Consider the following 23,454-nt stretch of genomic DNA (forward strand, 5'->3'; position numbering starts at 1 on the left):
GGTGCAGATCGGGATGCTGGGTCCACTGGAGGTTCGCACGGACGACGGCGTCGCCGCCGACGTGCCGGGCGCACGGTTGCGCGGGCTGCTGACCGCCCTCGCGCTCAAGCCGGGGCACGTGGTCCCGAAGGCGTCGCTCGTCGACTGGATCTGGGGCGAACACCCGCCCGCCGACGCGACCAACGCGCTGCAACGCCTGGTGTCCCGGCTGCGGAAGCTGCTGCCGGACGGGGTGATCGAGGGGCAGCCCGACGGCTATCGGCTGCGCGTGGAGCCCGACGCCGTGGACGCCGTACGGTTCGAACGCCTCGTCGGCGCGGGCCGGTCCCGCGCCGATGACGCCTCCCGCCGGGTACGGGTGCTGCGCGAGGCCCTCGGTCTGTGGCGCGGCGCCGCCCTCCAGGACATCGGTCTGCAGGACAGCGAGGCGTGCGACGCCGCCGCCGTGCGGCTCGAAGCGCTGCGTCTGAACGCCACCGAGGAGTGCCTCGACGCGGAGGTCGCCCTCGGCCGCGGCCCGGACCTTGTCACGGAGCTGACCGACCTGGTGGCCGCGCACCCGGTGCGGGAACGGCTCGTCGCTTCCCTGATGCGCGCCCTGGTCGCCGCCGGTCGCGACAGCGAGGCGCTCCAGGCGTACCAGCGCGCCCGGGAGGCGCTGGCCGACGCCCTCGGTGTCGACCCCTCGCCGGACCTGGCCGCGCTGCACCTCGCGCTGTTGCGGGGCGAACTGGGGCGCGCGGAACGGAAGCCGGAGCCTCGGGAGGCGAGCCGCAGGACCAATCTGCGCGCCGAGCTGACCACGTTCGTCGGCAAGGACGCCGATGTCGCCGCGGTCCGCGCACTCGTCGCCGAGCACCGGCTCACCACCCTGATCGGGCCGGGCGGCGCGGGCAAGACCAGGCTGGCCACGGAGACCGCGCGCACGCTGCTCGACGACGTACCGGACGGGGCCTGGCTGGTGGAGCTCGCCGCCGTCGGCCCGGACGGCGACGTGGCGCAGGCGACGCTCGCCGCGCTCGACCTGCGGGACACCCTGCTCGGCGAGGCGCCGAACGCGGAGCTGACGGACCGGCTCGTCGCCGCGATCCGCGAGCGGGACGCGCTGCTGATCCTGGACAACTGCGAGCACGTGGTCGAATCCGCCGCGGTGTTCGCCCACCGGCTGCTCGGGGAGTGCCGGCGGCTGCGGATCCTGGCGACGAGCCGGGAGCCGCTCGGCATCACCGGGGAGGCGCTGTGGACGGTGGAGCCGCTGGCCCTGCCGGAGCGGGACGCGGACCCGGACGCCATCGCGTCCTCGCCCGCCGTCCGGCTGCTGCGGGACCGGGCCGGTGCCGTGCGCCGGGACCTCGCCGTCGACGCCGGGACGCTGGCGACGATGGTGCGCGTGTGCCGGGCCCTCGACGGGATGCCGCTGGCGATCGAGCTGGCCGCGGCCCGGCTGCGGACCATGTCCTTCGACCAGCTCGCCCACCGGCTCGACGACCGGTTCCGCCTGCTGACCGGCGGCAGCCGCACCGCGCTTCCGCGCCACAAGACGCTGCGCGCGGTCGTCGACTGGAGCTGGGAGCTGCTCACCGGGGCCGAGCGGGCGGTCCTGCGCAGGCTCTCGGTGTTCACCGGCGGGGCGAGCCTGGAGGCGGCCGAGCGGGTCTGCGCCGGTTCCCCGGACGACGGGGCCGACGGCGCCGATGCCGTCGTGCAGGAGCAGGTCCTGGAGCTGCTCACCTCGCTGACGGAGAAGTCGCTGCTGCGGGCCGAGGAAGACGGGCGCTACCGCATGCTCGGCACGATCAAGGAGTACGCCGGGCACCGCCTCGCGGAGGCCGGTGAGGCGGAGCGGGCGCGCCTCGCGCACCTCGCGTACTGCACCGAACTGGCCGAGAGCGCGGAGCCGCACCTGCGCCGCGCCGAGCAGTTGGAGTGGCTCGCCGTGCTGCGGGCCGAGCACGACAACATCAGCGCGGCGATGCGCGGCGCGCTCGCGGCGGGCGAGGCGCGGGCGGCGACGCGGCTCGCGGCGGCCGCGGGCTGGTACTGGTGGCTCAGCGGCCACAAGACCGAGGGCATCGAGCTGATCACGGCGGCCACCAGGACTCCGGGTGAGGTCCCCGACGAGTTCCGGGCCACGGCGTACGCCCTCGGCTCGATGTTCGTGACCTCCGGCCTCGGCGACGAGCACGTGGCCGCGGAGTGGATCCACCAGGCGTACCGGTACAGCCGCGGCAGCGTGGACGCCCCGCACCGGCACCCGGCGATCGGGCTCGTCGCCCCGGTGGAGCGCATGCTGCGGGAGCCCGCCGCGCTCCTGCCCGCGTGGGAAGCGCTGCTCGACGACGAGGACCCCTGGGTGCGCGCCCTCGCCCGGCTGCACCTGGGCAAGACGCGGATCGTGCTCGGCCACGAGGCGCGGGACGCCGACCCGTATCTGGAGCGGGCGCTCACCGAGTTCCGGGCGCTGGGCGAGCGGTTCGGGATCTCGTTCGCCGTGAGCGAGCTGGCGGAACGGAGCGCCGTGCGCGGTGAGTTCGCCGCCGCGTGCGCGTACTACGAGGAGGCGATCGCGGTCGTCACGGAGGTCGGTGCCGCGGAGGACGTCATCCGGCTGCGGTCGCGGCAGGCGCAGTTGTACTGGCTGGACGGCGACCGGGCCGCGAGCGCCGCGTCCCTCGCCGAGGCGCAGCGGTGCGCGGAGGGCGTGACCTGGCCGGGCGCGCTCGCCCTGCTGGCCCTCGCGAAGGCGGAACTCGCCCGCTGGGACGGCCGGGCCGGCGAGGCGCAGCGGCAACTCGACCTCGTGACGGCCGCGTTGGGCCGCGAGGCGGAGCAGGCGGGCATCCGCGCGGTGACGCACGACCTGCTCGCCTACCTCACCGACGATCTGGACGAGGCCCGGGCGCACCGCGCGGCGGCCTGTGCGGCGGCGTCCGATTCGGGGCACGCGCCGCTGATCGCGCAGGTGCTCGTCGGGGTCGCGGACCTGGCCCTGCGCCGTGACGAGCACGAACAGGCCGTACGCCTGCTCGCGGCGAGCACGCGGGTGCGCGGCCTTCCCGACCGTTCCCACCCGGACGTGGCGCGGGTCGAGCGGGCGGCGCGGAGCCGCCTCGGCGACGCGCGGTTCGCCGAGGCGGCTCGGGAGGGGGCGGGGACCGGCTGGTCCGACCTGATCGAGGTCACGCTCGCTTCTTGAACGTGGCGATCGCCCACGCGTACCCGATGACCGCGAGGCCGAGGCACCAGGCGACGGCCGCGAGCGCGTCGCCGGTCGACGGGTCGCCCGCGAGGAGACCGCGCAGCGTCTCGATGATCGGGGTGAAGGGCTGGTACTCGGCGAACTGCCGCACGCCCGCGCCCATCGTGTCCGCGGGGACGAACGCGCTGCTCAGGAACGGCAGCATGATCAGCGGCACGGTGGCGAGGCCCGCCGACTCCGCGCTCTTCGCCGCCAGGCCGAGGGCGACGGTGAGCCAGCTCGCGCCGAAGGTGAGCAGAACGACGAGGCCGAGTACGCCGAGCCAGTCCAGGGCGCTCGCGGCCGGGTCGAACCCCATGGCGAAGGCCACGCCGACGATGGCCGCGTTGGCGACCAGGCAGCGCACGGTGGTGACGACGACCTGGCCGGTGAGGACGGCGCCGCGGGACACGTCCATGGCCTTGAACCGGTTGATGATGCCCTTCGCCATGTCGTCGTGCACGGCGGCCGCCGTGGACCCGAGGCCGTAGCTGACGGCCATCACGAGCATGCCCGGCGTCGCGTAGTCGACGTAGTCCTCACCGACGGAGAAGGCGCCGCCGAAGACCTTGACGAACATGAGCATGATCACGATCGGGAACAGGACCGCGTTGAAGAGCACCAGCGGGTTGCGCAGGGTGTGCTTCAGATTGCGGCGCAGCATGATCGTCGAATCGGCGAGGGCCGTGGGGATCGTGCTCACTGGGAGATCGCCTCCGTGCTGGGGCGCCCGGTCAGGGCGAGGAAGACATCGTCGAGGTCCGGCGTGTGCACGGAGAACTCCTGGGCGTTGACCGCGTGCTGGTCGAGCCGGTCGAGCAGGGCCCGCAGCGACTTCGACTCGCCGTCGCTGGCCACGCGCAGGATCAGCTCCTGCTCGTCCCTGGCGGCCCCGGGCAGGATCCGCGCCGCCGCGTCGAGCGCGGAGCGGTCGGTGAACCGGAGCCGGACGTGGGTGCCGGGGAGCCGGCGCTTGAGCTCGTCGGGGGTTCCCTGGGCGACCAGGCGGCCGTGGTCGAGCACGACGATCCGGTCCGCGAGCTGATCGGCTTCCTCCAGGTACTGGGTGGTGAGGAAGAGGGTGGTGCCCTCGGCCACGAGGTCGCGGACGATTGCCCACATGGTGCGCCTGCTGCGCGGGTCGAGCCCCGTCGTCGGCTCGTCGAGGAAGATGATCCGCGGCCGTCCGACCAGGGTCATCGCCAGGTCCAGCTTCCGGCGCATCCCGCCGGAGTAGGTCGCGGCCATCTTGTCCGCCGACTCCACCAGGTCGAACCGCTCCAGGAGGTCCGCGACCACCCGGCCGCCGGAGCGCACGCGCTTCAGGTCCGCCATCAGCTGGAGGTTCTCGCGGCCCGAGAGCAGTTCGTCCACGGCGGCGAACTGTCCGGTCACGCCGATGGCGGCGCGCACCTGCTTGGTCGCGGTCGCCACGTCGTGCCCGGCGACGCGGACCGTCCCGGCGTCGGGTGTGGCCAGCGTCGCCAGGACGTTCACCGTCGTTGTCTTGCCCGCCCCGTTCGGGCCGAGCATGGAGAAGACCGATCCCGCGGCGACCTCGAAGTCGATGCCGTCGAGCACGACCTTGTCGCCGTACGTCTTGCGCAGTCCCGAGACTGCGATTGCCGAACTCTTCATGCCCCTACCGTCGCGGCCGGGCCTGTCACCCCCCTGTCAGCGCCCTGACACGGCCACTGACACGGCTGTCACGGCAGGACCGTCACGACGGGTCGGAGTCCACGGCGGCCAGCACCTCCTTGACGACGGGCCCCGCGGAGGCGCCGCCCGTGCGGCCCTTCTCCACGACGGCGGCGAGGGCGACGTTGCCGCGGTGGGCGACCATCCAGCCGTTGTTCGGGGTGCCGTCGGCGACCTCGGCGGTACCGGTCTTGGCACCGACCGCACCGGGCAGCCCGGCGAGACCCCGGGCGGTGCCGTCGGTGACGGTCGTCCGCATCAGCGCGCGCAGCCGGGTGACTACGTCGCGGGGCAGGTCCTCGGTCCGCGTCGTGTCCTTCTGGCCCCGGGTGAGGGTGGGCTGGTGGAAGGTCCCGGAGGCGGCGGTGGCCGTCACCGACGCCATCACCAGCGGATTGGCCAGGACGCGGCCCTGCCCGATCATGGCCGCGGCCTTCTCGGTCCCGTCCCGGGGCGCGGGCACGGCCCCGTCGAAGGACGGCACACCCGTGCGCCACCGCTGCCCGATGCCGAAGTACCGCTCGGCGACCCGGCCGAGGCCGTCGTCCGCGAGCTTGTCGCGCAGGCTGATGAAGGCGGTGTTGCAGGACTCGGCGAAGTCCTCGCGGAAGGTGGCGCCGCGGTGCTCGGACTTCTCCACGTTGTGGAACTGCTTGCCGACGGTGAGGTAGCGCGGGCAGTCCACGGTGTCGCCGGGCTCGACGGCGTCGTTGAGGAGCAGCGCGCCCGTGGTGACGATCTTGAAGGTGGAGCCGGGCGCGTACGTGCCGGACAGGGCGCGGTTGAAGCCGGTGGCCGGGGAGTTGGCCACGGCCAGGATCTCGCCGTTGTCGATCCGCAGGGCGACGAGCGCGGCGTCCTTGCCCTTGGCCCCGGCCGCGAGGGCCCGCTCGGCGGCGGACTGCCAGGAGGGGTCGATGGTCGTGGCGACCGGGCCTTTCGGGGTCTTGGCGCGCTTGCCGCCGAAGGTGGCCTCCGTGCCGGTGACTTCGCCGCTCGCCCGGTCGACGCGGTGGATCGCGCCGCGCGGCCCGGCTCCGGCGGCACCGGAGAGCTGGGCCAGGACGGGGGCGAGGGACGGGTGGGTGTCGCCGGACAGCGCCGCCCCGCTCCGGTCGTTCATCCGCACGCCGGAGGTGTCCTCGCGCTCCAGGCGGAACTTGTGCGTGTCGCTCAGCTTCGGGTGGACGACCGACAGCTTCCAGTCCACGGTCCAGGTGCCGTCGCCCCGCTCCCGCAGGGGCAGTCGCGAGCGGTAGGTCCAGGTGCCGAGGCCGGTGACGGGCATCCTGGCGGTGAAGGGGACGGTCACGGTGCCGTCCTCGTCGGCCGTCGCCCGGCCCGCCCGCAGCGCGGGCTTGCCGATGGCGAGCCCCGCGGTGAAGTCGCGCAGCACGCGCTCCGCCTCCGCGGGGCTCGACGTCAGCCGGGCCGCCCGTGCCGGGCGGCCCGCCGATCAGTCGGCGAGGAACGCCCGCGCCTTGGCAACGGCCTCGGGCGCGGCTTCCGTCCGCTCCGGCGCGAAGGGCCCGAGCTCGGCGGCGTACGCCGTGCCGGCGGCGAGTGCGACGGCCACGGCCGCCGCGGCGGCCGCCCGCGCCTTGCGGGCCGGGGCTCCGCGGCCGTAGGTGGTTCCTTCGGTGTCGTTCATCAGCGGCTCCCTGGCGGCGGCTACGACAGCGAACCGGCGACCACGGATGCGGCCTCGGCGATCAGCTTGTCGTCGGGGGCGGCGTCCCTGTCGCCGCGGTGCGACAGGATCGCCACGACGAGGGGGGCGGCGCCGGGGCGCCACACGACGGCGATGTCGTTGCGGGCGCCGTAGTAGCTGCCGGTTCCCGTCTTGTCGCCGACCACCCAGTTCTTGGGGACCCCGGCCTTGATGACGTGGTCCCCGGTGGTGTTGGTCTTCAGCCACGTGGCGAGCTGAGCGCGCTCGGGCGCGGCGAGGACGTCGCCGAGCACGTACGCGCGCAGGTCCTTCGCCAGGGCGCGCGGCGTGCTCGTGTCCCGCTTCTCACCCGGCACCCACCGGCTCAGGAACGGCTCGACGCGGTCCATCCGGGTCACGTCGTCGCCGATCCGCTCCAGCGCGGCGTCGAGGCCCTTGGGGCCGCCGAGCTTGTCGAACATCAGGTTGGCCGCGGTGTTGTCGCTGTAGCGGACGGCAGCGTCGCACAGCGCGCGCAGGGTCATGCCCGTGTCGACGTGCTTCTCGGTGACGGGAGAGTTGGCGATCAGATCGTCCTTGGAGTACTTCACCACCTGGTCGAGGCGGTCCGGCGCGTACTGGCGCAGCACCTCCGCCGCGGCCAGGGCCTTGAAGGTGGAGTTGTAGGCGAAGCGGCGGCTGTCGTTGTACGCCACCTCGCGGCCGGTGCCGGTGTCGACGGCGTACACGCCGAGCCGCGCGTCGAACTTGTGCTCCAGCTTCCTGAAGGCGCGGGCGTACGCCTTCGCGTCCCCCTTCGGCGCGGCCTTCCCGGTCCGGTCGGCGGACGGCCGCTCGGCCGCCGAGGCCGTGGCGTCGCCCTGGCCGCAGGCCACGAGCGGGACGAGAACGAGGGTGGCGAGCGCGCCGAGGGCGGCGCGCCGGACGCGGGAGTGCTGCATGGTCAACCTCCAAGGAGCCCCGTGCGCGGGGCACGGGGGACGGGGCGGCACGCCCCGTCCCGACGTGTGGTGATCAGTGCCGGGACCACCTTCGCGCCCTGTCTCCCATGCGGTCCAATACGCTTGTGCGCGGTTTCATGCCGTTCTGGCATAGGGTGCGGACCGTGGATCTCGTAGGAGCGTGCCGGGCGTTCGTCAGCGTCAGCGAGCGCGGCAGTTTCACCGTGGGAGCGGCCGCCGCACGGATGTCCCAGTCGGTGGCGAGCCGGCGCGTCGCCGCGCTCGAGGAGCGCTTCGGCGAGCCGCTGTTCGAGCGGACCTCGCGGCGGGCCGTCCTCACGCCCTTCGGCCGGGACATGCTGCCGACGGCCAGACAGCTCGTCCAGGCCGCCGACGTGCTGCTCAGCGAGGCGGAGGCCGCCCAGCGCAAGCCGTGGCGGCTCGCGGTGCCGGGGATCTGCCCCACCGCCGCCCTGGCCCGCCTGGTCGCCGAGGCGCGCGAGCACGGCGTCACGCTGGAGCTGCGCGTCGCCCCGCCGACGCAGCGCCGGGAGCTGGTCCACGCCCAGCAGGTGCGCGCCGCGCTGCTCGCGGTGCCCGCCGACGAGGCCGTGTGGTCCGTGCCCCTCGGCCTCGCCGGTGCCCGGGACCCCGGTGTGCGGCGCGTCTATCTGGAGACGCTGCGGCTCGGCCGCGGCGCGACCGGACCTGCGCGCCGCGTCTGGATCCAGCCCGAGGACGACGTGCCGCACATCCGCGACCCGCTGACCCGGCTGCGCGACGCGCTCGGCCTGCGCCCCGCCCAGCTGGTCGCCGCGCCGGACCTGACCAGCGCCGCGGCGGAGGCCCTTTGCGGCCACGACCTCCTGCTGTGCTCGCCCGCGCAGGCCGCGGAACTCGGCCTGGTCTGGCGGCCGATCGGCGAGCTCGCGCTCAGCCGGGGGTTCGCCCTCGCCGCGGCGGCGGACGGCGATCCGCAACGTCTCCGGGCCCGCCTGGGCGAAGCCATCACCCGCTGCCTCGGCGCCGACGTCCAGGCGACCACCGCACCGGACCTCCGGACGACGGCCACGGCTACGGCCACCCGGCAGCCCACCGCACAAGGAGAGACCGCGTGAACACCGAGGCCCTCCTGCGCGACCTGCGCCAAGAGCTGCGCGACGGCGGCCTGCACGGCTGCTTCCTCGTACGGGACCTCCACACCGGGGACGAGCTGGGCCTCGAACCCGACACGCAGCTGCCCGCCGCCTCCCTGGTCAAGATCCCGCTCGCCCTCGCCACGGCCGAGCGCATCCGGCGCGGCGAGCTCGACGGGGCGACGGCGCTCGACATGCGGCCCGGCCGGATCACCACGCCGGGCCCCACCGGCGTGAGCCGCTTCCGCCACCCCGCCCGCATCGCGATCGACGACCTGCTGTACCTGAGCACGTCCGTGAGCGACGGGGCGGCCGCCGACGCGCTGTTCGACCTCACCCCGCCCGCCCGGGTCGCCGCCGTCCTCGACGACCTCGGCCTGCGCGGCTTCGCCGTCCGGCACGACACGCGCGAGCTGACCGACACCCCCACCGAGCGCTTCACCGCCGCGCAGGTCCACCTCGCCCACGCCCTGGCCATCGACGCGGGCACCAGCGGCCGCGGGCACCGGCTCCCCCAGCTCGACACGACCCGCGCCAACACCGGCAGCGCCCGCGCCTACGTCGACCTGCTCCAGGCCCTGTGGACGCCGTCGGCGATCCACCCCGAGGTGGCCGGGCGCGTGAGGGAGCTGATGGGCAACAACCTGATCCGGCACCGGCTCACCCCGGACTTCAGCTCCGACGCGACGACCTGGTCGTCGAAGACCGGCACCCTCCTCAACCTCCGCCACGAGGTGGGCGTGGTCGAGCACGCCGACGGCCAGACCTTCGCCGTCGCCGCCCTCACCGAGTCCCTGGTCCCGGCGGGCGCCCAGCCCGGCGCCGACGCCGTCATGGCCCAGGTCGCCCGCGCCCTGCGGGACCATCTGCGGCAGCGGTAGCCGCGCTCCGCCCAGCCGCCTCCGTACGCCGGGCGAGCGCGCCCGCGGTCGCTCGAACTGGAGGCCGTCGAACTCAACTCGATCACCCCCGGCGCGCCGCTATGCCGTGCGGACCGTGCCCCCTGGTGGGACCGTGGAACCTCCTCAACCGGAAGGTCGACCGCGGATGGGATTCGGCTTCGCGCAGCGGCGCGGCGGGCAACTGCCCGTGGAGCGGACGGGTTTCGTCGGGCGTGCCGACGACCTCGCCCTGGTCCGGGAGGCGTTCGCGCGGGCGCCGCTGGTCACCCTCGTGGGGCCCGGCGGCGTCGGCAAGAGCCGCACGGCGCTGCGCGTGGCCGCCGAGGTCGAGGAGCGCTTCCCCGACGGGGTGTGGCTCGCGGAGCTGTCGGGCCTGCGCGACCCGGAACTCGTCCCCGCGACCCTCGCCGCCGTGCTCGACCTGCCCGAACAGCCGGGGATGGAGCCGCTCGACGCGGTGGTGGCGCATCTGCGGGCGCGCCGCCTGCTGCTCGTCCTCGACACCTGCGAGCACCTCGTGGACGCGTGCGCGCTGCTCTGTGACGTGCTGCTGCGGGAGGCCGCGGGCGTGCACGTCCTCGCCACCAGCCGTCAGCCCCTGGACGTGCCCGGCGAGCGGTGCCTGCCGCTCGCGCCGCTCCCGGCGGACGACGCCGTCGAACTGTTCGCGCAGCGCGCGGCCGCCGTCGTACCGGACTTCACGGTCCACGAGGCCAACCGGGCGCAGGTGCGGGCGCTCGTCGAGCGCCTCGACGGCATTCCCCTCGCCCTCGAACTGGCCGCCGTACGGCTGCGGGCCGTGCCGCTCGCGCAGCTCGTGGCGCGCCTCGACCAGCGGTTCGGGGTGCTCACCGGCGGGCGCCGCACGGAACTCGCCCGGCACCAGACGCTGCGTACGGCGATCGACTGGTCGTACGAGCTGTGCGCGCCCGCGGAGCGGCTCCTGTGGGCGCGCCTGTCGGTGTTCGCGGGCCCCTTCGAGCTGGCCACGGCGGAGCGGGTGTGCGCGGGCGGCGAACTGGCGGCGCGGGACGTCCTGGAGGCGCTCGTCGGGCTCGTCGACAAGTCGGTGGTGCAGCACCTGGGCGGCGGCGCGGGGCGGTACCGCCTGCTCGACACCATCCGCGCCTACGGCGGGGAGCGGCTCGCCGACGAAGACGAAGCGGGCGACCCGGGCGGCGGCGCGCGCGTGCGGGAGCGGCACTTCGCGCACTACCAGGAGTTGGGGCAGCGGTTGTGGGACGAGCTGCTGACCCCGGCGCAGGCCGGTCTGTACCGGGAGGCCCGGGACGCGGTCGCGGATCTGCGCGCGGCCCTGGGGCACGCGTTCGCCACGCCGGAGCGCGCCCCGCAAGGGCTGTGGCTCGCGGCGCAGTTGGCGCCGTTCTGGCGGGCCGCGGGGACGCTGTCGGAGGGGCGGTACTGGATCGCCAAGGGGCTCGACCTGGTGCCGGAGGACCGTGGGGAGCGCGCGTGGGGCCTCTTCCTCTCCGGGGTCCTCGCCGTGTGGAGCGGCGACCTCGCGGCGGCGCCCGGCCTCTTCGAGGAGGCGCGCGACGTGGCGGTGCGCTGCGGGGAGCCGCGCGTGGTGCTCTTCACCGAGCCGTACCTGGGGGCGATGCGCGCGCTGTGCGGCGAGGTCGACGAGGGCCTGGCGATGCTGGAGCGGGGGCGGCTGCGGATCGTGGCGGCCGGGGACGGCCTCGGCATCGGCGTCGTCCACTACGAAGGCGCGCTCCTCCGGGCGGTGCTCGGCGACGTCGAGGGCGCCCTGGAGCTGTGCGCGGCCGGGCTCGCCCATCTCAAGGACACCGGGGACCGGCAGCTCTACGCCTCGACGCTGATGGTGCAGGGCGTCATCCTGTGGCTCGCCGGGCGGCACGAGGAGAGCGCCCCGCCGCTGCGGCAGGCCCTGGACGCCGTGAGCGAGGTCGGGGACGTGCTGGTCGCCGCGCTGTGCTGCCTGGGGCTCGCCGGACACGCCGCCGGGCAGGAACGGTACGCCCGCGCCGCCTGGCTGCTCGGGTACGCGGAGAGCGCGCGGCGCCTCACCGGGGACCCGGTGGCCATGCTGCCCTCGCTCCTGGACGAGCAGGAGGCGGTGCAGCGGTCCGTGCGCGGCACGCTCGGCGACGCCGCGTTCGCGCGCTGGCACGGCCTCGGGGCGCGGCTCACGGGGACGGACGTCCTGGAGGCGGTGCGGGCCGACCTCGATGCGCCCGCGTCGGCGCGGGGCGTGCCCGGCGCCCGCCGGGGCCGCGCCGCCGACGCCCTCACCCCGCGCGAGCGCGAGGTCGCCGCGCTCGTCGCGGGCGGGCTCTCCAACCGGGAGATCGCCGAACGCCTGGTCATCTCCAAGCGGACCGCCGACACGCACGTCGAGCGCATCCTCGCCAAGCTGGACCTCACCTCGCGCGCCGAGGTCCAAGAGGCCCTGGAGGACTGACCCGACGGCCCCTTCCCGGCTCGCGGTTCCCCCACAGGCCGCATACGTACGTACGCGGCCGCACTCCGCGGCATCCAGCGGCGCGACGCACCACTTCCCGGACGTGTCGCGTACGTATACGGAACACGCCGGTCACGGATGCCGGGACGCCTCGCGGCCGAGGAGGGTGGGGAGGGCCAGCCGGGAGGGCGGTGCCGGGCGCCGGCGGCGTCGGAAGCACGCCTTGCCAGGCACGGGCGCCCCGCACCGCCTTCCCTTTCCTGATTTCTCGCCGCCCGCCGCCTCGCTGCCCGCATTCCCGCATTCCCGCATTCCCGTAGGGAGCTATCCCCTGGGGAATTCGCCGCCGTCCACCACGAGGCTGCTCCCGGTCAGCCAATTCGCCCGGTCGGAGAGCAGGAAAAGCACCGCGTCGGCGATGTCGTCGGGCTGCCCTTCGCGTCCCAGCGGAGGGGTGGTGGTGTCCTGGCCCGGCCCCTCGGTCAGACGCGACCACTGTTCCCGCGTCCGTTCGCCGCCGGGGGTGGCGGTCCGGCCGGGCGACACGGTGTTGACCCGGACCCCGAACGGGGCCAGCTCCTGCGCGAGGCCGCGGCTGTAGTTCTCCAGGGCCGCCTTCGCCGTCGTGTAGTGGAGGAACGGGGGCGCCACGGTGGGGACCGCGGCCGACGAGACGTGCACGATCGCCCCTGACCGCCGCTCCCTCATCTCCGGCGCGAGGAGCGCGTCCAGGCGCACCGCGGCCAGGAAGTTGAGGTCGAGCGCGTTCTGCCACTCCTCGTCGGGGATGGCAAGGGCGCCCTTGTGCGGCGCGGCCCCGCCCGCGTTGTGGACCAGGAGGTCCACCCCGCCGAGCACGTCCCGCGCGGCCGCGGCGAGCGTCTCGGCCCCGGCCCGTGTCCGCACGTCGGCCGCCACGAAGGCGGCTCCGTCGGGCACCGTGGCCGATGCCGATCTGGCCGTCGTGAGCACCTCGGCGCCCGCGTCCAGGAGCTGACGCACCATGGCCGCTCCGATTCCGCGAGAGCCGCCCGTGACCAGGGCCCGCTTTCCCGCGAATTCCCGCGCCCCGTTTGCCTTTTCCGTTCCGCTCCGCAATGTGGTCATGCCACCGATCCCTTCAATTCCCCTGCTTCGTGGTCCGCTTGAAGAACCGTACGTACGGAAAGGAACGAGGGGCAAAGACGAAATCCCATCAGCTGCCATAGGGAAGCCCTATGGCATCCCGGCCCGGCCTGCGCCAAGGAGCCCGCACCAAGGAGCCCCCACGAAAGAGGCACGGAGGCGGCCGCCGGGTTCGGCGGGATCGCCGTCGGTCGGCGTTTCGGCCACTGATCGGCTCAGGGCCGGGCCGTTCGCCGCACGGGTCGGTGCATCGCGCACGCGGCCCGTGCCGCGCAACGGAGGGAAATCCACCCCGTCTCAAACACGTGTGTTCGAACCTCTGGCGTTCGTCGTTGTGCCCGGCATCGCCCGTCCGACCCCAACGCCTACCAGGAGGTGCGCAGTTGACGACGTCCGACTCCACGAACACGAGTGCCACCACACCACCCCCGCCCCCTCCCCCGGCCGATCTGCGGTTCGAGGCGAAGGACGTGGCGAACCGGCTGGCCGGGATCACCGTGCGCACCGTGGTGCGACGGCTTCCGGCAGCCGTGTGGTGGACGCTGAAGATGGCCTGGCGGGTGGACCGGCCCGCCGTGCTCCTGCTGGGGGTCTGCCAGCTGGCGGCCGGGGTCGCGCAGGCGGTGGCGCTGGCCGCGACGGCCCGCGCGATGGGCCCGCTGCTCGGCGGGGCGGACGCCGCGTCGCGCATCGACGCCGCGCTCCCGGCACTCGCGGTGATGGTGGCCGCCGCCGCCGTGGCCCGGGTGTTCACGGTCCTCGCGGCCTACGGGTCGGGCCGCGTCACGCCGAAGCTGACCACGGAGGCGGACACCCGGTTCGTGGAGACGGTGTGCCGGGCCGAGCTCACGGCGATGGAGGAACCCGGCTTCCACGACGCCCAGACGGCCGCCAAGGCCGGGGTCCAGCGCACCGCCAACGTGGTCACCGACGTCCAGCGGTGCATGTCCGCACTCATGCAGATCACCGGCGCCATGGGCGCCCTCACCGTGCTGCACCCCGTCCTGCTGCCGCTGATCGTCCTCGCCGTCGTCCCGGCCGGGGTCGGCGAGATCGTCGCCGCGCGGATCAGCTACCGCACGCACTACCTGAACATCGGCGACCAGAACGTACGACACATGGTGCGCTGGTGGGCCACCACACCCAAGCACGCCACCGAGGTCCGCGCGAACGGCATGACGGACTACGTGCGGTACTGGTACGCCGCGATCTCCCGGCGCATGGACGCCCGCACCATCGCCGCGGCTCCCCGCACGGCACGCACCGTGCTCGCCGCGTCGGCGGTCGGCGGCCTGTTCCAGACGCTCACCTGGGGCGTCCTCGCCTATCTGGCGACCCACGGCCACATCGGCCTGGCCGTCGCCGCCACCGCCGTCGTCGGCCTCCGGGCCGTGATCGCCTCGCTGGGGAACGCGGTCAGCTACGCCGCGAACGTCCTCAACACCGGCATGTACCTCGAAGACCTGCACAGCTTCCTCGACCGCACCGGACGAGCCGCGCAGCAGCGCGGCACCCGCCTGCCGGACGCGCCCCGCGAGGTGCGGGTGGACAACGCCTCCTACACCTACCCCTCCAAGGACCGGCCCGCCGTGGACGGCCTGTCCCTGACCCTGACCCGCGGGGAAGTCGTCGCGGTCGTCGGGGTGAACGGAGCGGGCAAGTCCACCCTCATGAACCTGATCACCGCCGTCACCCTGCCGGACAAGGGCCGCGTCCTGTGGGACGCGGCCGAGACCCGCGCACTCGACGCCGACGCCGTGTGGCGGCACACCGGCGTGGTCACCCAGGACTTCGCCAAGTGGCCTCTGCGCGCCCGCGAGAACGTCACCCAGGGCCAGCCCCGCACCGATCACGACGACCCGGTGTGGGAGGCCGTCGACCAGGTCGGTCTGCGCGAGGCGGTCGACGAGCTGCCGCACGGCCTCGACACCCTCCTGGCCCGCGAGTACTTCGGCGGCTCGGAGCTCTCCGGCGGCCAGTGGCAGCGCTTCGCCTGCGCCCGCGCCCTCTACCGCAAGCCCGCCGTCCTCATCCTGGACGAGCCCACCAGCCAGCTCGACGCGCGCGGCGAGCACCAGATCTTCACCGCCCTGCGGCAGCAGCGCCGCGACCGCATCACGGTGATCGTCACGCACCGCCTCGACAACACCCGCCTCGCCGACCGCATCCTCGTCCTCGACCACGGCCGCATCGTCGAGCAGGGCACCTTCGACGAACTGCGCGCCACCCCCGGCTCGTTGTTCGCCGAGCTGTACGACCTCTCTCAGGACCGGTAGGACCGCGCCCGGCGCAGACGACGAGCGGGACGACGCGCAAGGGAGGGGTCAAGAGACTGCGTGATAGCTTCTCACCAAACCTCGAAGATATAGCCGAGGGAAGACGGACGGAAGGCGGCAGGCCATGGCGGCAACCGGCGCGAAGACCCCCCGGGAGCGCTATCGCGCCCAGGTGCGCGCGGAGGTCAAGGAGCACGCCTGGGAGCAGATCGCCACGGCGGGGGCGTCCGCCCTCTCCCTCAACGCGATCGCCAAACAGATGGGCATGAGCGGCCCCGCGCTCTACCGCTACTTCGCCAGCCGCGACGAGCTGATCACGGAACTCATCCGGGACGCGTACCGCGGCCTCGCCGACGCCGTCCGCGCGGCCGCCGCGGAGGGTGCGGACCTCGCTGGGCTCGCCCACGCCCTCCGCGAGTGGGCCCTGGCGGACCCCCAGCGGTACTTCCTCGTCTACGGCACGCCCGTCCCCGGCTACCACGCGCCCGAGGACTTCACCGGCATCGCCCGCGAGATCATGGCGACCCTGCTCGACGCGAGTGCGGCGCTCCCCCCGGCCGGCTCCGCGACGGCGTTCCACACGCACCTGGAAGGCCACCGGGACTGGGCCGGGGACCACCCCGCCCCGCCCGCGGCCCTGCACCGGGCACTGTCCTTCTGGGCCCGGCTGCACGGCGTCCTGTCGCTCGAACTCGCCGGGCACTTCACCGGAATGGGCTTCGACCCGGACCGGTTCTTCGCGGCCGAACTGGACGACCTGCTGGCGGACCGGGCCTGACGCGTCCCGGGATCAGGCGGTGCGCGCCGCGTCCGCGAGGACCTCGTCGACGACGTGGCGTGCGACCGTCGCCATCCTCGGGTCCTTGTTCCGGTAGTAGCTCAGCTCCATCAGCGCGATCGACAGGGCCCAGCCGCGGCCCCGCGCCCAGGCGGCGTCGTCCAGCGGCAGCGCGGCCCGGAAGGCGTCGCGCACGCCGGCGGGCAGCACGTACCACGCCACGATGAGGTCGACGGCGGGATCGCCGAGGCCCAGGCACTCGAAGTCGATGACGGCGCTCAGCCGCCCCCGGCTGATCAGCAGGTTCCCCGGTTGCAGATCCGCGTGGATCCACACCGGCGGTCCGGTCCGCTCGGGGGCGCGCAGGGCCGCCTCCCACGCGGCGGCCGCCGCGTCCGTGTCGATGACGCCGCGCAGGTCCGCGAGCGCCTCGCGGGTCTCCGCGTCCCTCTCCTTCAGCGACTCGCCGCGGTACGAGGGCGGCCCGTCAGCCGGGTCGATCCCTTGCAGGGCCACGACGAACTCTGCGAGCGCGGTGGCGAGCGCGCCGGGTTCGGCGATCCGGCCGACGACCGGGTTCTCCCCCTCGATCCAGCGGTAGACGGTCCAACGCCAGGGGTACCCCTCGGCCGGGAGCCCCTCCCCCAGCAGGACGGGCACGGGCACCGGGAGCGACGGGGCGAGCCTCGGCAGCCACACGTCCTCCTTGGCGACCTCGTCGACGGACCCCGACCGGCGCGGCAGCCGCACCACCATGTCCTCGCCGAGCCGGTACATCACGTTCGACGTACCGCCCGATGCGACCGCCTCGACGGGCAGCTCCGCCCACTGCGGGAACTGCTGGGCGATCAGCCGTCGTACGAGAACGGCGTCGACGCGCGGCTCGTCGGCGTGCAGGGTGCTCATGGATGCCTTCCGGGGCCGGTTCCTCGACGTCCGCACGGGTGCGGACGCGCAGGCCATGGAACGCTCCGGGGCCGCGCGCGTCAACCGATATTCGGTGGTGGGCGTGCGGTCGGCTTCGTTAGCGTCGGCCCGGTGATGTATCAGCATCTGCTGGGGCTTGAGGGCATCGCCTCGCTGCGGTCGTTCACAGGCGAGCTCGGGGAGCCCCGGGCGGCTGAGGAGGACGCCCACCACGGGCCCCCCGACCGGGAGTTCGTCGCGGCGCTCCTGGCCGGGCGCGGGCACCACGTCATCGGGGTGGACAGCACACCGGACATGCTGGCGCGGGCGCGCGACCGGGTGCCCGGCGGCGCGTTCCTCCTGGGCGGCCTTCACCAACTGCCGGTGACCGGCGACGCCGTGGACCTCGTCGTGTGCTCCCTGGCCCGGACGCGCGTGCCCGTTCTGCGGCCGGGCTTCGCGGAGTTCGCCCGGGTGCTGCGCCCCGGGGGCCATCTGGTGCTCTCCGACCTGCATCCGGAGCGGGTGGCGCGGGGCGTGGTGCCGACGACACCGTCCGCCGCCGAGCCGTCGCCCGGCCCATCGGCCCCGGTGGGGCCGCGGGAGCCCTGCTCCTCCGGCACTTCCAGCAGGCCCCTGCCCGCGCCCGAGCCCACAACTCCTCTACTGGCTGGACCATCTGATGCCCTGTGAGACGCCTCCCGCCCCGCGCCACGAACTCCACTGCCACCTCGACGGCTCGGTCCGACCCGGCACGGTGGCCGAACTCGCCCGTGCGCAGGGGGTGCCGTTGGACGGGCCCGTGCGGGAGTTGGTGACCGCGCCCGCGCGCTGCGGCAGTCTGGGCCGGTTCCTCACCTACATCGACGTGCCCTTGTCCGTGCTCCAGACGCCCGAGGCGCTGCGGAGGGCCGCCCGCGAGCTGGTGGAGGACTGGCGGGCGGATCACGTCGTCCACGGCGAGGTCCGCTTCGCGCCGCAACTGCACGGCGAGCGGGGCATGACCCTGGACGACGCGGTACGCGCCGTCGCGGAGGGCCTTGCCGAAGGGCGCGCCGCGACCGGCGTGCGCACCGGTCTGCTGCTGTGCTGTCTAAGGCACCAGTCCCCCGACGACAGCCTCGCCGTCGCCGAGGCCGCCGTGCGGCACCGCGGCGAGGTCGCCGGTCTCGATCTCGCGGGCGACGAGCGGCTCCACCGGGCGCGCGCCCACCGCGAGGCCTTCGACCTCGCGCACGGGGCGGGCCTTCCGTGCACGGTCCACGCCGGGGAGGCCGCGGGGCCGGAGAGCGTGTGGGAGGCGATCGACGTGCTCGGTGCGCGCCGCATCGGCCACGGCGTGCGCTGCGTGGGCGACCCGGCGCTCCTGGACCGGCTCCGCCGCGACCGGCTCGCCCTGGAGATGTGCCCCACCAGCAACGTCCAGACCGGCGCCGTGCCCGGCCTGGCCGGGCACCCCGCCACCCGGTTGCTCGCCGAGGGTCTCGCCGTCACCATCAGCACCGACACCCGCACCACGTCGGACACGACGCTGACGGCCGAGTTCGCCGCGTTGCGCCGGGGCGCGGGGTGGACCGCCGAGCAGGAGCGCCTCGCCCAACAGCACGCCCGCGACGCGGTGTTCGCCGCTGTGGGCTAGGGCGTGTCCGATGGGTCGGCGTGGAGCAAGGAGCGGCGTCTGGTGCGTGCGATCGCAAGGCGCCGGGATGTCCTCGTAGCGGAGCTACTAGGGCATTTCGGCAACGCGGCGAGCGTGCGTGCCAGGCGTCGCGACGCCGCGCCGACCCATCGGACACGCCCTAGGCGCTGAACGTCTTCCGGAGGAGTTCGCCGAACTCCTCCGGGTGCGTGGTCAGGCCGGTGTGCCCGCCGGGGAAGTGCAGCATCTCCGTGCCGAGGCGCTCGGCCAGGAGAGCGGCCGGGCGGTAGGCCAGCTCGCCACGCGAGTCCTGGCCGCCGGCGAGGACGAGACGGTCCGACAGCGCCCGCAGCCGGTCGACGTCCGGGGTGTGGGACATGAACGGGGGCACGATGCGCGTGACGAAGTACGGCAGGTTGGCCATCGTCCGCTCGGCCCGCGCCGCCGCCTGGGGCGGCAGTCGGGGCGCCTGCGGTGCACCGCCCTCGGCCGGGGCGGCGCTCCCGCCCCGCGTGAGCCCGGCGGCGAACACGGTCATCGCCGCCATGAGCCCCTCGGCGTGGAACGCCTCCTGCACGCGCGCGACGAGGGCACGGTGGTCGGCCGCGTCGGGCAGGACCTCCACGAGCGGCGGCTCGTGCGCCACGAGGCGTGCGACGCGGTCGGGGTGGGTGCTGAGCAGGTGCACGGCGGCGATCGCGCCCGAGCTGGAGCCGAAGACGCGGGCGGGCTCGTCGGGCGAGAGGAGTTCAAGGATCCGGTACGCGTCGTCGGCGTGCTCGGCCACCCGCTGTTCGGCGTCGGGGTCGTCCAGCGTGCTGCGGGAGATGCCGCGCGGGTCGTAGGTGGCGACCGTGCAGTCGGCGGCGAGGCCGTCCGCGACCCCGTCGAAGGCGGCCGCGCCGCCCGCCCCTCCGGGTATGAGCAGCAGGAGCGGGCCCCGGCCGCGCACTTCGTAGTGCAGGGTCGCGCCGTTCACGCGCAGGCTTCCGGTGGTCGGTCCGGTCATCGGGGGTCTCCTTCTCGGGACGGGGGCCAGTGCTCCAGGAGGGCGTGCAGGGCGTCGAGGGCGCGGACCCAGCTCTGCTGCGCCGGGCGCCGGTGCGCGAACCCGCCCGCGGCCTCCAGGGCGACGAAGCCGTGGAAGGTGCTGCGCAGCACCCGTACCGCGTCGGTCAGATCGGGCTCGGCGAGGCCGTAGCCGCGCAGCATGCCGTACGTCAGCTCGACCGCGCGCCGCGGCCCGGGGGCCCGGGCGGCGAGTTCGGGGTCGATGGGGATCGGGGTCTGTGTCGCGGTGTAGCGGCCCGGGTGGGCGTGGGCGTACTCCCGCCAGGCGTCGGCGAACGCGACAAGGGCGTCCTTGCCGGAAAGCCCCGCGGTCGCCTCCGCGATGCGGATGGTCTTCTCGTCCGCCGCGAGGAGTGCGATGCGGCCGCGCAGGTCCTCCAGGTTGCGGACGTGCGAGTAGAGGCTCGCGTCCTTCACCCCGAGCCGCCGCGCGACCTGCGACATCGTCACCCGGTCGAGCCCGACCTCGTCCGCGAGCTCCGCGCCCGCCCTCGTCACCGACTCCGGTGTCAGTCCGGCCCGCACCATGCGCCCTCCCGCTTTCCTAGGGGTCCTAGTTTTAACCTAGTGACCCTAGGAAGACAAGCGGAATCCCGGGGAGAGAGGGCGTCTTCCAGCCAGAGCCACCCCCGCCCCCTCACTCTCCGCAATCACCTACTTGCTCACCGTTCAGGGATCTGACTAGCGTCCTTCGCGTACGGAACGCGCCTCGTGCGAACGCGAACGCCCCGTACGCGCGCCACCCCCTCACCCCCAACCCCCAGGAGGCAGCCGTATGCCCCAGCCCGTCGAGGTGTCCTCGTCCGTCGCGGAAGCGAACCGCGAGAGGGCCGCGTGCGCCCCGCCCGGTGCGGACGACTTCGAGGACGCCACGCGCGGCCACTTGGCGGTCCCGCCCCTCCCCGCCATCCCGTCCCGCGTGCCCGGCGGCCGGCCGGTGTGGGACTTCGCGGGCTATGCGTTCCTGCACCGCGGCGACACACCTCCGCCCTCGGTCGACCCGCACCTGTGGCGCCGGAGCCGCCTCGCCGCCATCGCCGGTCTTTTCCTGGTGGCGCGTACGCCCGAGCACGCCATCTACCAGGTGCGCGGCTACGACCTCTCCCACATGACGATCGTCGAGAGCACCGCGGGGATCCTCGTGCTCGACCCGCTCGCCAGCCACGAGACCGCGCAGCACGCCCTCCGGCTCTACCGCGAGACCACCGGCAGCCGTAAGTCCGTCATCGGCGTCGTCTACACCCACAGCGGCGTCGACCACTTCGGAGGCGTACGCGGCCTCTTCGACGAGCGCGGCGGCGAGGTGCCCGACATCCCGGTCATCGCTCCGGACGGGTTCCTGGAGCAGGTGGCCGGGGAGCACGTGCACGCGGGCCCGGCCGTGGCGCGCCGGGCCGCGTACACGTACGCGGCGGGGCTCGACAAGAACCCGTACGCGCAAGCCGGTTCGGGGCCCGGTCTGACCCGCTCCACCGGAGAGGTGACGCTGATCCCGCCCACCGTCGGCGTGGGCGCCGCCGACCACGGGCCGGTGGAGCGCGACCAGTGGTCGGGCGAGGACGCCGTCCCCTGGCGGCCGGGCCTGTACCGGCAGGTCGTGGGCGGCATCCGGATCGTCGCCCAGCGCACCCCGCGCGCCGCGGCCCCGGCGGCGATGAACCTCTACTTCCCGCAGCTCAGGGCCCTGTGCATGGCGGACGGCGCCCCGCACACGCCGCTCGGCGGGCGGGTCCGCGACGCCCACGCCTGGTCGCGCCACCTGACCGAGACCGCGCAGAGCTTCGCCGGGCACACCGAGGTCGCCTTCGCCGCCCACCACTGGCCGGTGTGGGGCGAGGAGCGGATCACCGAGTTCCTGAGCGTCCAGCGGGACGTGTACGCGTACCTGAACGACCAGACGCTACGGCTGATCAACGGGGGCGGGAACGGCCCGGAGATCGCCGAGGAGCTGCGGCTCCCGGCCGCCCTCGCGGACCACTGGTACACGCGCGGCCGCCACGGCCCGGTCAGCCAGGACGTCACGGCCGTCCACCAGCGCCACCTGGGCTGGTTCGACGGCAACCCGGCGCATCTGTGGCCGTATCCGCAGGCCGAGGCGGGCCGCCGGTACGTGGAGGTGATCGGCGGGCCCGAAGCCGTGGTCAGCGCGGCGCGCAAGGCCTACCGGGAGGGCGATCCGCGCTGGGCCGCCGAGCTCCTGAACCACGTCATCTTCGGCTGCCCCGAGCGGAGCGGCCCCGCGAGACGGCTCCAGACCAAGGCGCTCAGCCAGCTCGGCTACGGCGCCGGGGACGGCGCCTGGCGCAACCTCTACCTCGGCGGCGCCCGCGAACTGGCCACAGGCGTCGCGCGCCACGCCCGCCAGGAGACCGGCGACCTGGTCAGGAACCTCAGCGTCGAGCAGTACTTCGCGGCGGTGGCCCGCAGGATCGACGGTCCCCGGGCCGCCGACGAACAGCGCTCCCCCATCGTCCTGCGCTGGCGCGTCACCGGCACCCCCGAGCGGGAGTGCACCACCACGCTGCGCAACGGCGTGCTGGTCCACGTCCCGGGCAGGGACCTCCTCGCGGGCACCCCGCAGGCGACGATCACGCTCTCCCGCGCCGCCCTCGACGGCTTGTGCCTGAACGGCCCGGACTTCCGGCGGAACTTCACCGCGGCCGTCGAACGGGGCGAGATCGCGCTCGGCTCGCCGGATCATCTCCCTTGCGCGACGACGGTGTTCGCGTACGTCACGGCCCCGGACCCCTGGCGCCCCCTCGCGGCACCGCCCGCGCCGCGTCAGGCCCCGGTGCCCCCGAGGGCGGGCAGGAACTGGTCGTAGAAGTCCGTCTTGAGGCGCAACGAGCGCTCCTCCATCTCCTTGAAGCCGTCGTACGACGGCTCGCGGGCGAGGAGTTCGCTCAGCCGGCGGCCGAGGCGGTCGGCGTGGGTGGTGGAGAGCAGGGAGACCCGGGCGAGCGGGTTGGCCTTCGCGTCGTGCGAGTAGTGCGGGTAGTAGAAGCGCGAGCGGTTCTCGCCGTCACCGGTCAGCAGGGGGCCCATGCGCTCCCACAGCCTTCCGTACTCGACGGACACCAGGATCTCGCCCCAGAAGCGCAGGAGCGTCAGCATCCGCACGTCGGCGTCCGCCTCGGCGCCCGCCTCGGCGATCATTTCGAGGGAGTCGAGGATGACCCCGCGCGTGGCCGCCGAGGGCTTCGACGTGACGATCGCCCGCTGGGGGATGCCCAGTTGGCGCAGGTCCTCGGTCATGTCCTCGCGGTGCGAGCGGGTGTGGCCGTGGCTGTCGGGGTACTCCTCGCGCAGGATGACCCGCGCGATCCGCAGACCCGCCTCGTCGCTGAGGAGGTCGATCGCGAGGTCGTAGCAAGGGGTGAACGCGAGGGACACGAAACGGCGTTGCAGCAGGACGTCGGCGAAGACGTCGTCCGGCAGCGAGGCGATGTTCGCGAGCACGGGGTGCTGGTCGAACCGCTCGACCAGGTCGTCCTCGAAGGCGTCCAGGCGGTCGAGCCCGCCCGCGGCGCCCGGCGCGCCGAGCACGCCCGCCCCGCTCACCGTCCCGTCACGTCCGTCACGTCGGTCGGATCCGTTCTGCTGCGGCATGGCTGTGCTCTCTTCCC

17 protein-coding genes and 1 pseudogene are annotated in these 23,454 nt (G+C 74.3%); 9 read left to right on the forward strand and 9 right to left on the reverse strand.

The annotated features are described in order from the left end of the window. Window position 1: 1 nt before the first annotated feature. Window positions 2-3,196, forward strand: a complete 3,195-nt coding sequence (locus tag CP982_RS03905; RefSeq protein WP_150509174.1) for an AfsR/SARP family transcriptional regulator — start codon at window positions 2-4, stop codon at window positions 3,194-3,196. On the opposite strand, the gene CP982_RS03910 is transcribed toward CP982_RS03905, so the two are convergent. The 4 genes and pseudogenes from CP982_RS03910 to bla form a co-directional block, all read right to left on the reverse strand. After that, a complete protein-coding gene (locus CP982_RS03910) occupies window positions 3,180-3,941 on the reverse strand; it encodes an ABC transporter permease (RefSeq protein WP_212669176.1) in 762 nt (253 codons plus the stop codon). The two genes, CP982_RS03905 and CP982_RS03910, sit on opposite strands and share 17 nt — an antisense overlap. Then, window positions 3,938-4,876 (reverse strand): ATP-binding cassette domain-containing protein, encoded by a 939-nt coding sequence (locus CP982_RS03915; RefSeq protein WP_150509175.1) that lies wholly within the window; start codon window positions 4,874-4,876, stop codon window positions 3,938-3,940. The genes CP982_RS03910 and CP982_RS03915 overlap by 4 nt, the downstream gene beginning before the upstream one ends. Window positions 4,877-4,958: 82 nt before the next feature. Beyond that, a pseudogene (locus tag CP982_RS03920) lies at window positions 4,959-6,587 on the reverse strand (penicillin-binding transpeptidase domain-containing protein). Between the two features lie 20 nt (window positions 6,588-6,607). Next, window positions 6,608-7,549 carry a class A beta-lactamase gene (gene bla, locus CP982_RS03925; RefSeq protein ID WP_150509176.1) on the reverse strand — a complete coding sequence of 314 codons (942 nt, stop codon included), beginning with the start codon at window positions 7,547-7,549 and terminating at the stop codon, window positions 6,608-6,610. Window positions 7,550-7,713: 164 nt separating this feature from the next. Here bla and CP982_RS03930 point away from each other — a divergent pair, with 164 nt between their 5' ends. The 3 genes from CP982_RS03930 to CP982_RS03940 all read left to right on the forward strand — a co-directional run bounded on the left by CP982_RS03930 (window position 7,714) and on the right by CP982_RS03940 (window position 12,033). Further along, on the forward strand, window positions 7,714-8,667 hold the full coding sequence (locus CP982_RS03930; protein ID WP_229878839.1) for a LysR family transcriptional regulator: 954 nt from the start codon (window positions 7,714-7,716) through the stop codon (window positions 8,665-8,667). Further along, entirely contained in the window at window positions 8,664-9,566 is a 903-nt protein-coding gene (locus tag CP982_RS03935; RefSeq protein WP_150509178.1) for a serine hydrolase, read from the forward strand. Before CP982_RS03930 ends, CP982_RS03935 begins: the two co-directional genes overlap by 4 nt. Window positions 9,567-9,732: 166 nt before the next feature. Next, the gene (locus CP982_RS03940) at window positions 9,733-12,033 is read left to right on the forward strand and encodes a LuxR C-terminal-related transcriptional regulator (RefSeq protein WP_150509179.1); all 2,301 of its coding nucleotides are present in this window, start codon (window positions 9,733-9,735) and stop codon (window positions 12,031-12,033) included. A 324-nt stretch (window positions 12,034-12,357) separates the two neighbouring features. On the opposite strand, the gene CP982_RS03945 is transcribed toward CP982_RS03940, so the two are convergent. Then, on the reverse strand, window positions 12,358-13,140 hold the full coding sequence (locus tag CP982_RS03945) for an oxidoreductase (protein WP_150509180.1): 783 nt from the start codon (window positions 13,138-13,140) through the stop codon (window positions 12,358-12,360). 401 nt (window positions 13,141-13,541) lie between these two features. Here CP982_RS03945 and CP982_RS03950 point away from each other — a divergent pair, with 401 nt between their 5' ends. Then, complete coding sequence (locus tag CP982_RS03950) at window positions 13,542-15,434, forward strand: ATP-binding cassette domain-containing protein (protein WP_229878840.1); 1,893 nt, start codon at window positions 13,542-13,544, stop codon at window positions 15,432-15,434. 124 nt (window positions 15,435-15,558) lie between these two features. Beyond that, window positions 15,559-16,212, forward strand: a complete 654-nt coding sequence (locus tag CP982_RS03955; protein WP_150509182.1) for a TetR/AcrR family transcriptional regulator — start codon at window positions 15,559-15,561, stop codon at window positions 16,210-16,212. A gap of 12 nt (window positions 16,213-16,224) precedes the next feature. Here CP982_RS03955 and CP982_RS03960 read toward each other — a convergent pair whose 3' ends face one another. Then, the gene (locus CP982_RS03960) at window positions 16,225-17,118 is read right to left on the reverse strand and encodes an aminoglycoside phosphotransferase family protein (RefSeq protein ID WP_150509183.1); all 894 of its coding nucleotides are present in this window, start codon (window positions 17,116-17,118) and stop codon (window positions 16,225-16,227) included. A 135-nt stretch (window positions 17,119-17,253) separates the two neighbouring features. Between CP982_RS03960 and CP982_RS03965 the strand changes: the two genes are divergently transcribed. Both CP982_RS03965 and add read left to right on the forward strand, forming a co-directional pair. Then, complete coding sequence (locus CP982_RS03965; protein WP_150515296.1) at window positions 17,254-17,811, forward strand: class I SAM-dependent methyltransferase; 558 nt, start codon at window positions 17,254-17,256, stop codon at window positions 17,809-17,811. Next, window positions 17,801-18,757 carry an adenosine deaminase gene (gene add, locus CP982_RS03970; protein ID WP_150509184.1) on the forward strand — a complete coding sequence of 319 codons (957 nt, stop codon included), beginning with the start codon at window positions 17,801-17,803 and terminating at the stop codon, window positions 18,755-18,757. The genes CP982_RS03965 and add overlap by 11 nt, the downstream gene beginning before the upstream one ends. A 160-nt stretch (window positions 18,758-18,917) precedes the next feature. Here add and CP982_RS03975 read toward each other — a convergent pair whose 3' ends face one another. After that, entirely contained in the window at window positions 18,918-19,766 is an 849-nt protein-coding gene (locus CP982_RS03975; RefSeq protein WP_150509185.1) for an alpha/beta fold hydrolase, read from the reverse strand. Continuing rightward, a complete protein-coding gene (locus CP982_RS03980) occupies window positions 19,763-20,356 on the reverse strand; it encodes a TetR/AcrR family transcriptional regulator (RefSeq protein ID WP_150509186.1) in 594 nt (197 codons plus the stop codon). Before CP982_RS03980 ends, CP982_RS03975 begins: the two co-directional genes overlap by 4 nt. Before the next feature lie 247 nt (window positions 20,357-20,603). Here CP982_RS03980 and CP982_RS03985 point away from each other — a divergent pair, with 247 nt between their 5' ends. Beyond that, window positions 20,604-22,652, forward strand: a complete 2,049-nt coding sequence (locus tag CP982_RS03985; RefSeq protein WP_150509187.1) for an alkyl/aryl-sulfatase — start codon at window positions 20,604-20,606, stop codon at window positions 22,650-22,652. On the opposite strand, the gene CP982_RS03990 is transcribed toward CP982_RS03985, so the two are convergent. Then, complete coding sequence (locus tag CP982_RS03990) at window positions 22,610-23,437, reverse strand: hypothetical protein (protein ID WP_212669177.1); 828 nt, start codon at window positions 23,435-23,437, stop codon at window positions 22,610-22,612. The genes CP982_RS03985 and CP982_RS03990 overlap by 43 nt on opposite strands. Between the last annotated feature and the right edge of the window lie 17 nt (window positions 23,438-23,454).

The sequence above is a fragment of the Streptomyces spectabilis genome (assembly GCF_008704795.1).
Classification (GTDB): Bacteria; Actinomycetota; Actinomycetes; order Streptomycetales; family Streptomycetaceae; genus Streptomyces; species Streptomyces spectabilis.

Coding starts and splice junctions, on each gene's coding strand:
- CP982_RS03915 (WP_150509175.1), bottom strand. CDS start 4,876: ATGAAGAGTTCGGCAATCGCAGTCTCGGGACTGCGCAAGACGTACGGC.
- bla (WP_150509176.1), bottom strand. CDS start 7,549: ATGCAGCACTCCCGCGTCCGGCGCGCCGCCCTCGGCGCGCTCGCCACC.
- CP982_RS03940 (WP_150509179.1), top strand. CDS start 9,733: ATGGGATTCGGCTTCGCGCAGCGGCGCGGCGGGCAACTGCCCGTGGAG.
- CP982_RS03945 (WP_150509180.1), bottom strand. CDS start 13,140: ATGACCACATTGCGGAGCGGAACGGAAAAGGCAAACGGGGCGCGGGAA.
- CP982_RS03955 (WP_150509182.1), top strand. CDS start 15,559: ATGGCGGCAACCGGCGCGAAGACCCCCCGGGAGCGCTATCGCGCCCAG.
- CP982_RS03960 (WP_150509183.1), bottom strand. CDS start 17,118: ATGAGCACCCTGCACGCCGACGAGCCGCGCGTCGACGCCGTTCTCGTA.
- CP982_RS03965 (WP_150515296.1), top strand. CDS start 17,254: ATGTATCAGCATCTGCTGGGGCTTGAGGGCATCGCCTCGCTGCGGTCG.
- add (WP_150509184.1), top strand. CDS start 17,801: ATGCCCTGTGAGACGCCTCCCGCCCCGCGCCACGAACTCCACTGCCAC.
- CP982_RS03975 (WP_150509185.1), bottom strand. CDS start 19,766: ATGACCGGACCGACCACCGGAAGCCTGCGCGTGAACGGCGCGACCCTG.
- CP982_RS03980 (WP_150509186.1), bottom strand. CDS start 20,356: ATGGTGCGGGCCGGACTGACACCGGAGTCGGTGACGAGGGCGGGCGCG.
- CP982_RS03985 (WP_150509187.1), top strand. CDS start 20,604: ATGCCCCAGCCCGTCGAGGTGTCCTCGTCCGTCGCGGAAGCGAACCGC.
- CP982_RS03990 (WP_212669177.1), bottom strand. CDS start 23,437: ATGCCGCAGCAGAACGGATCCGACCGACGTGACGGACGTGACGGGACG.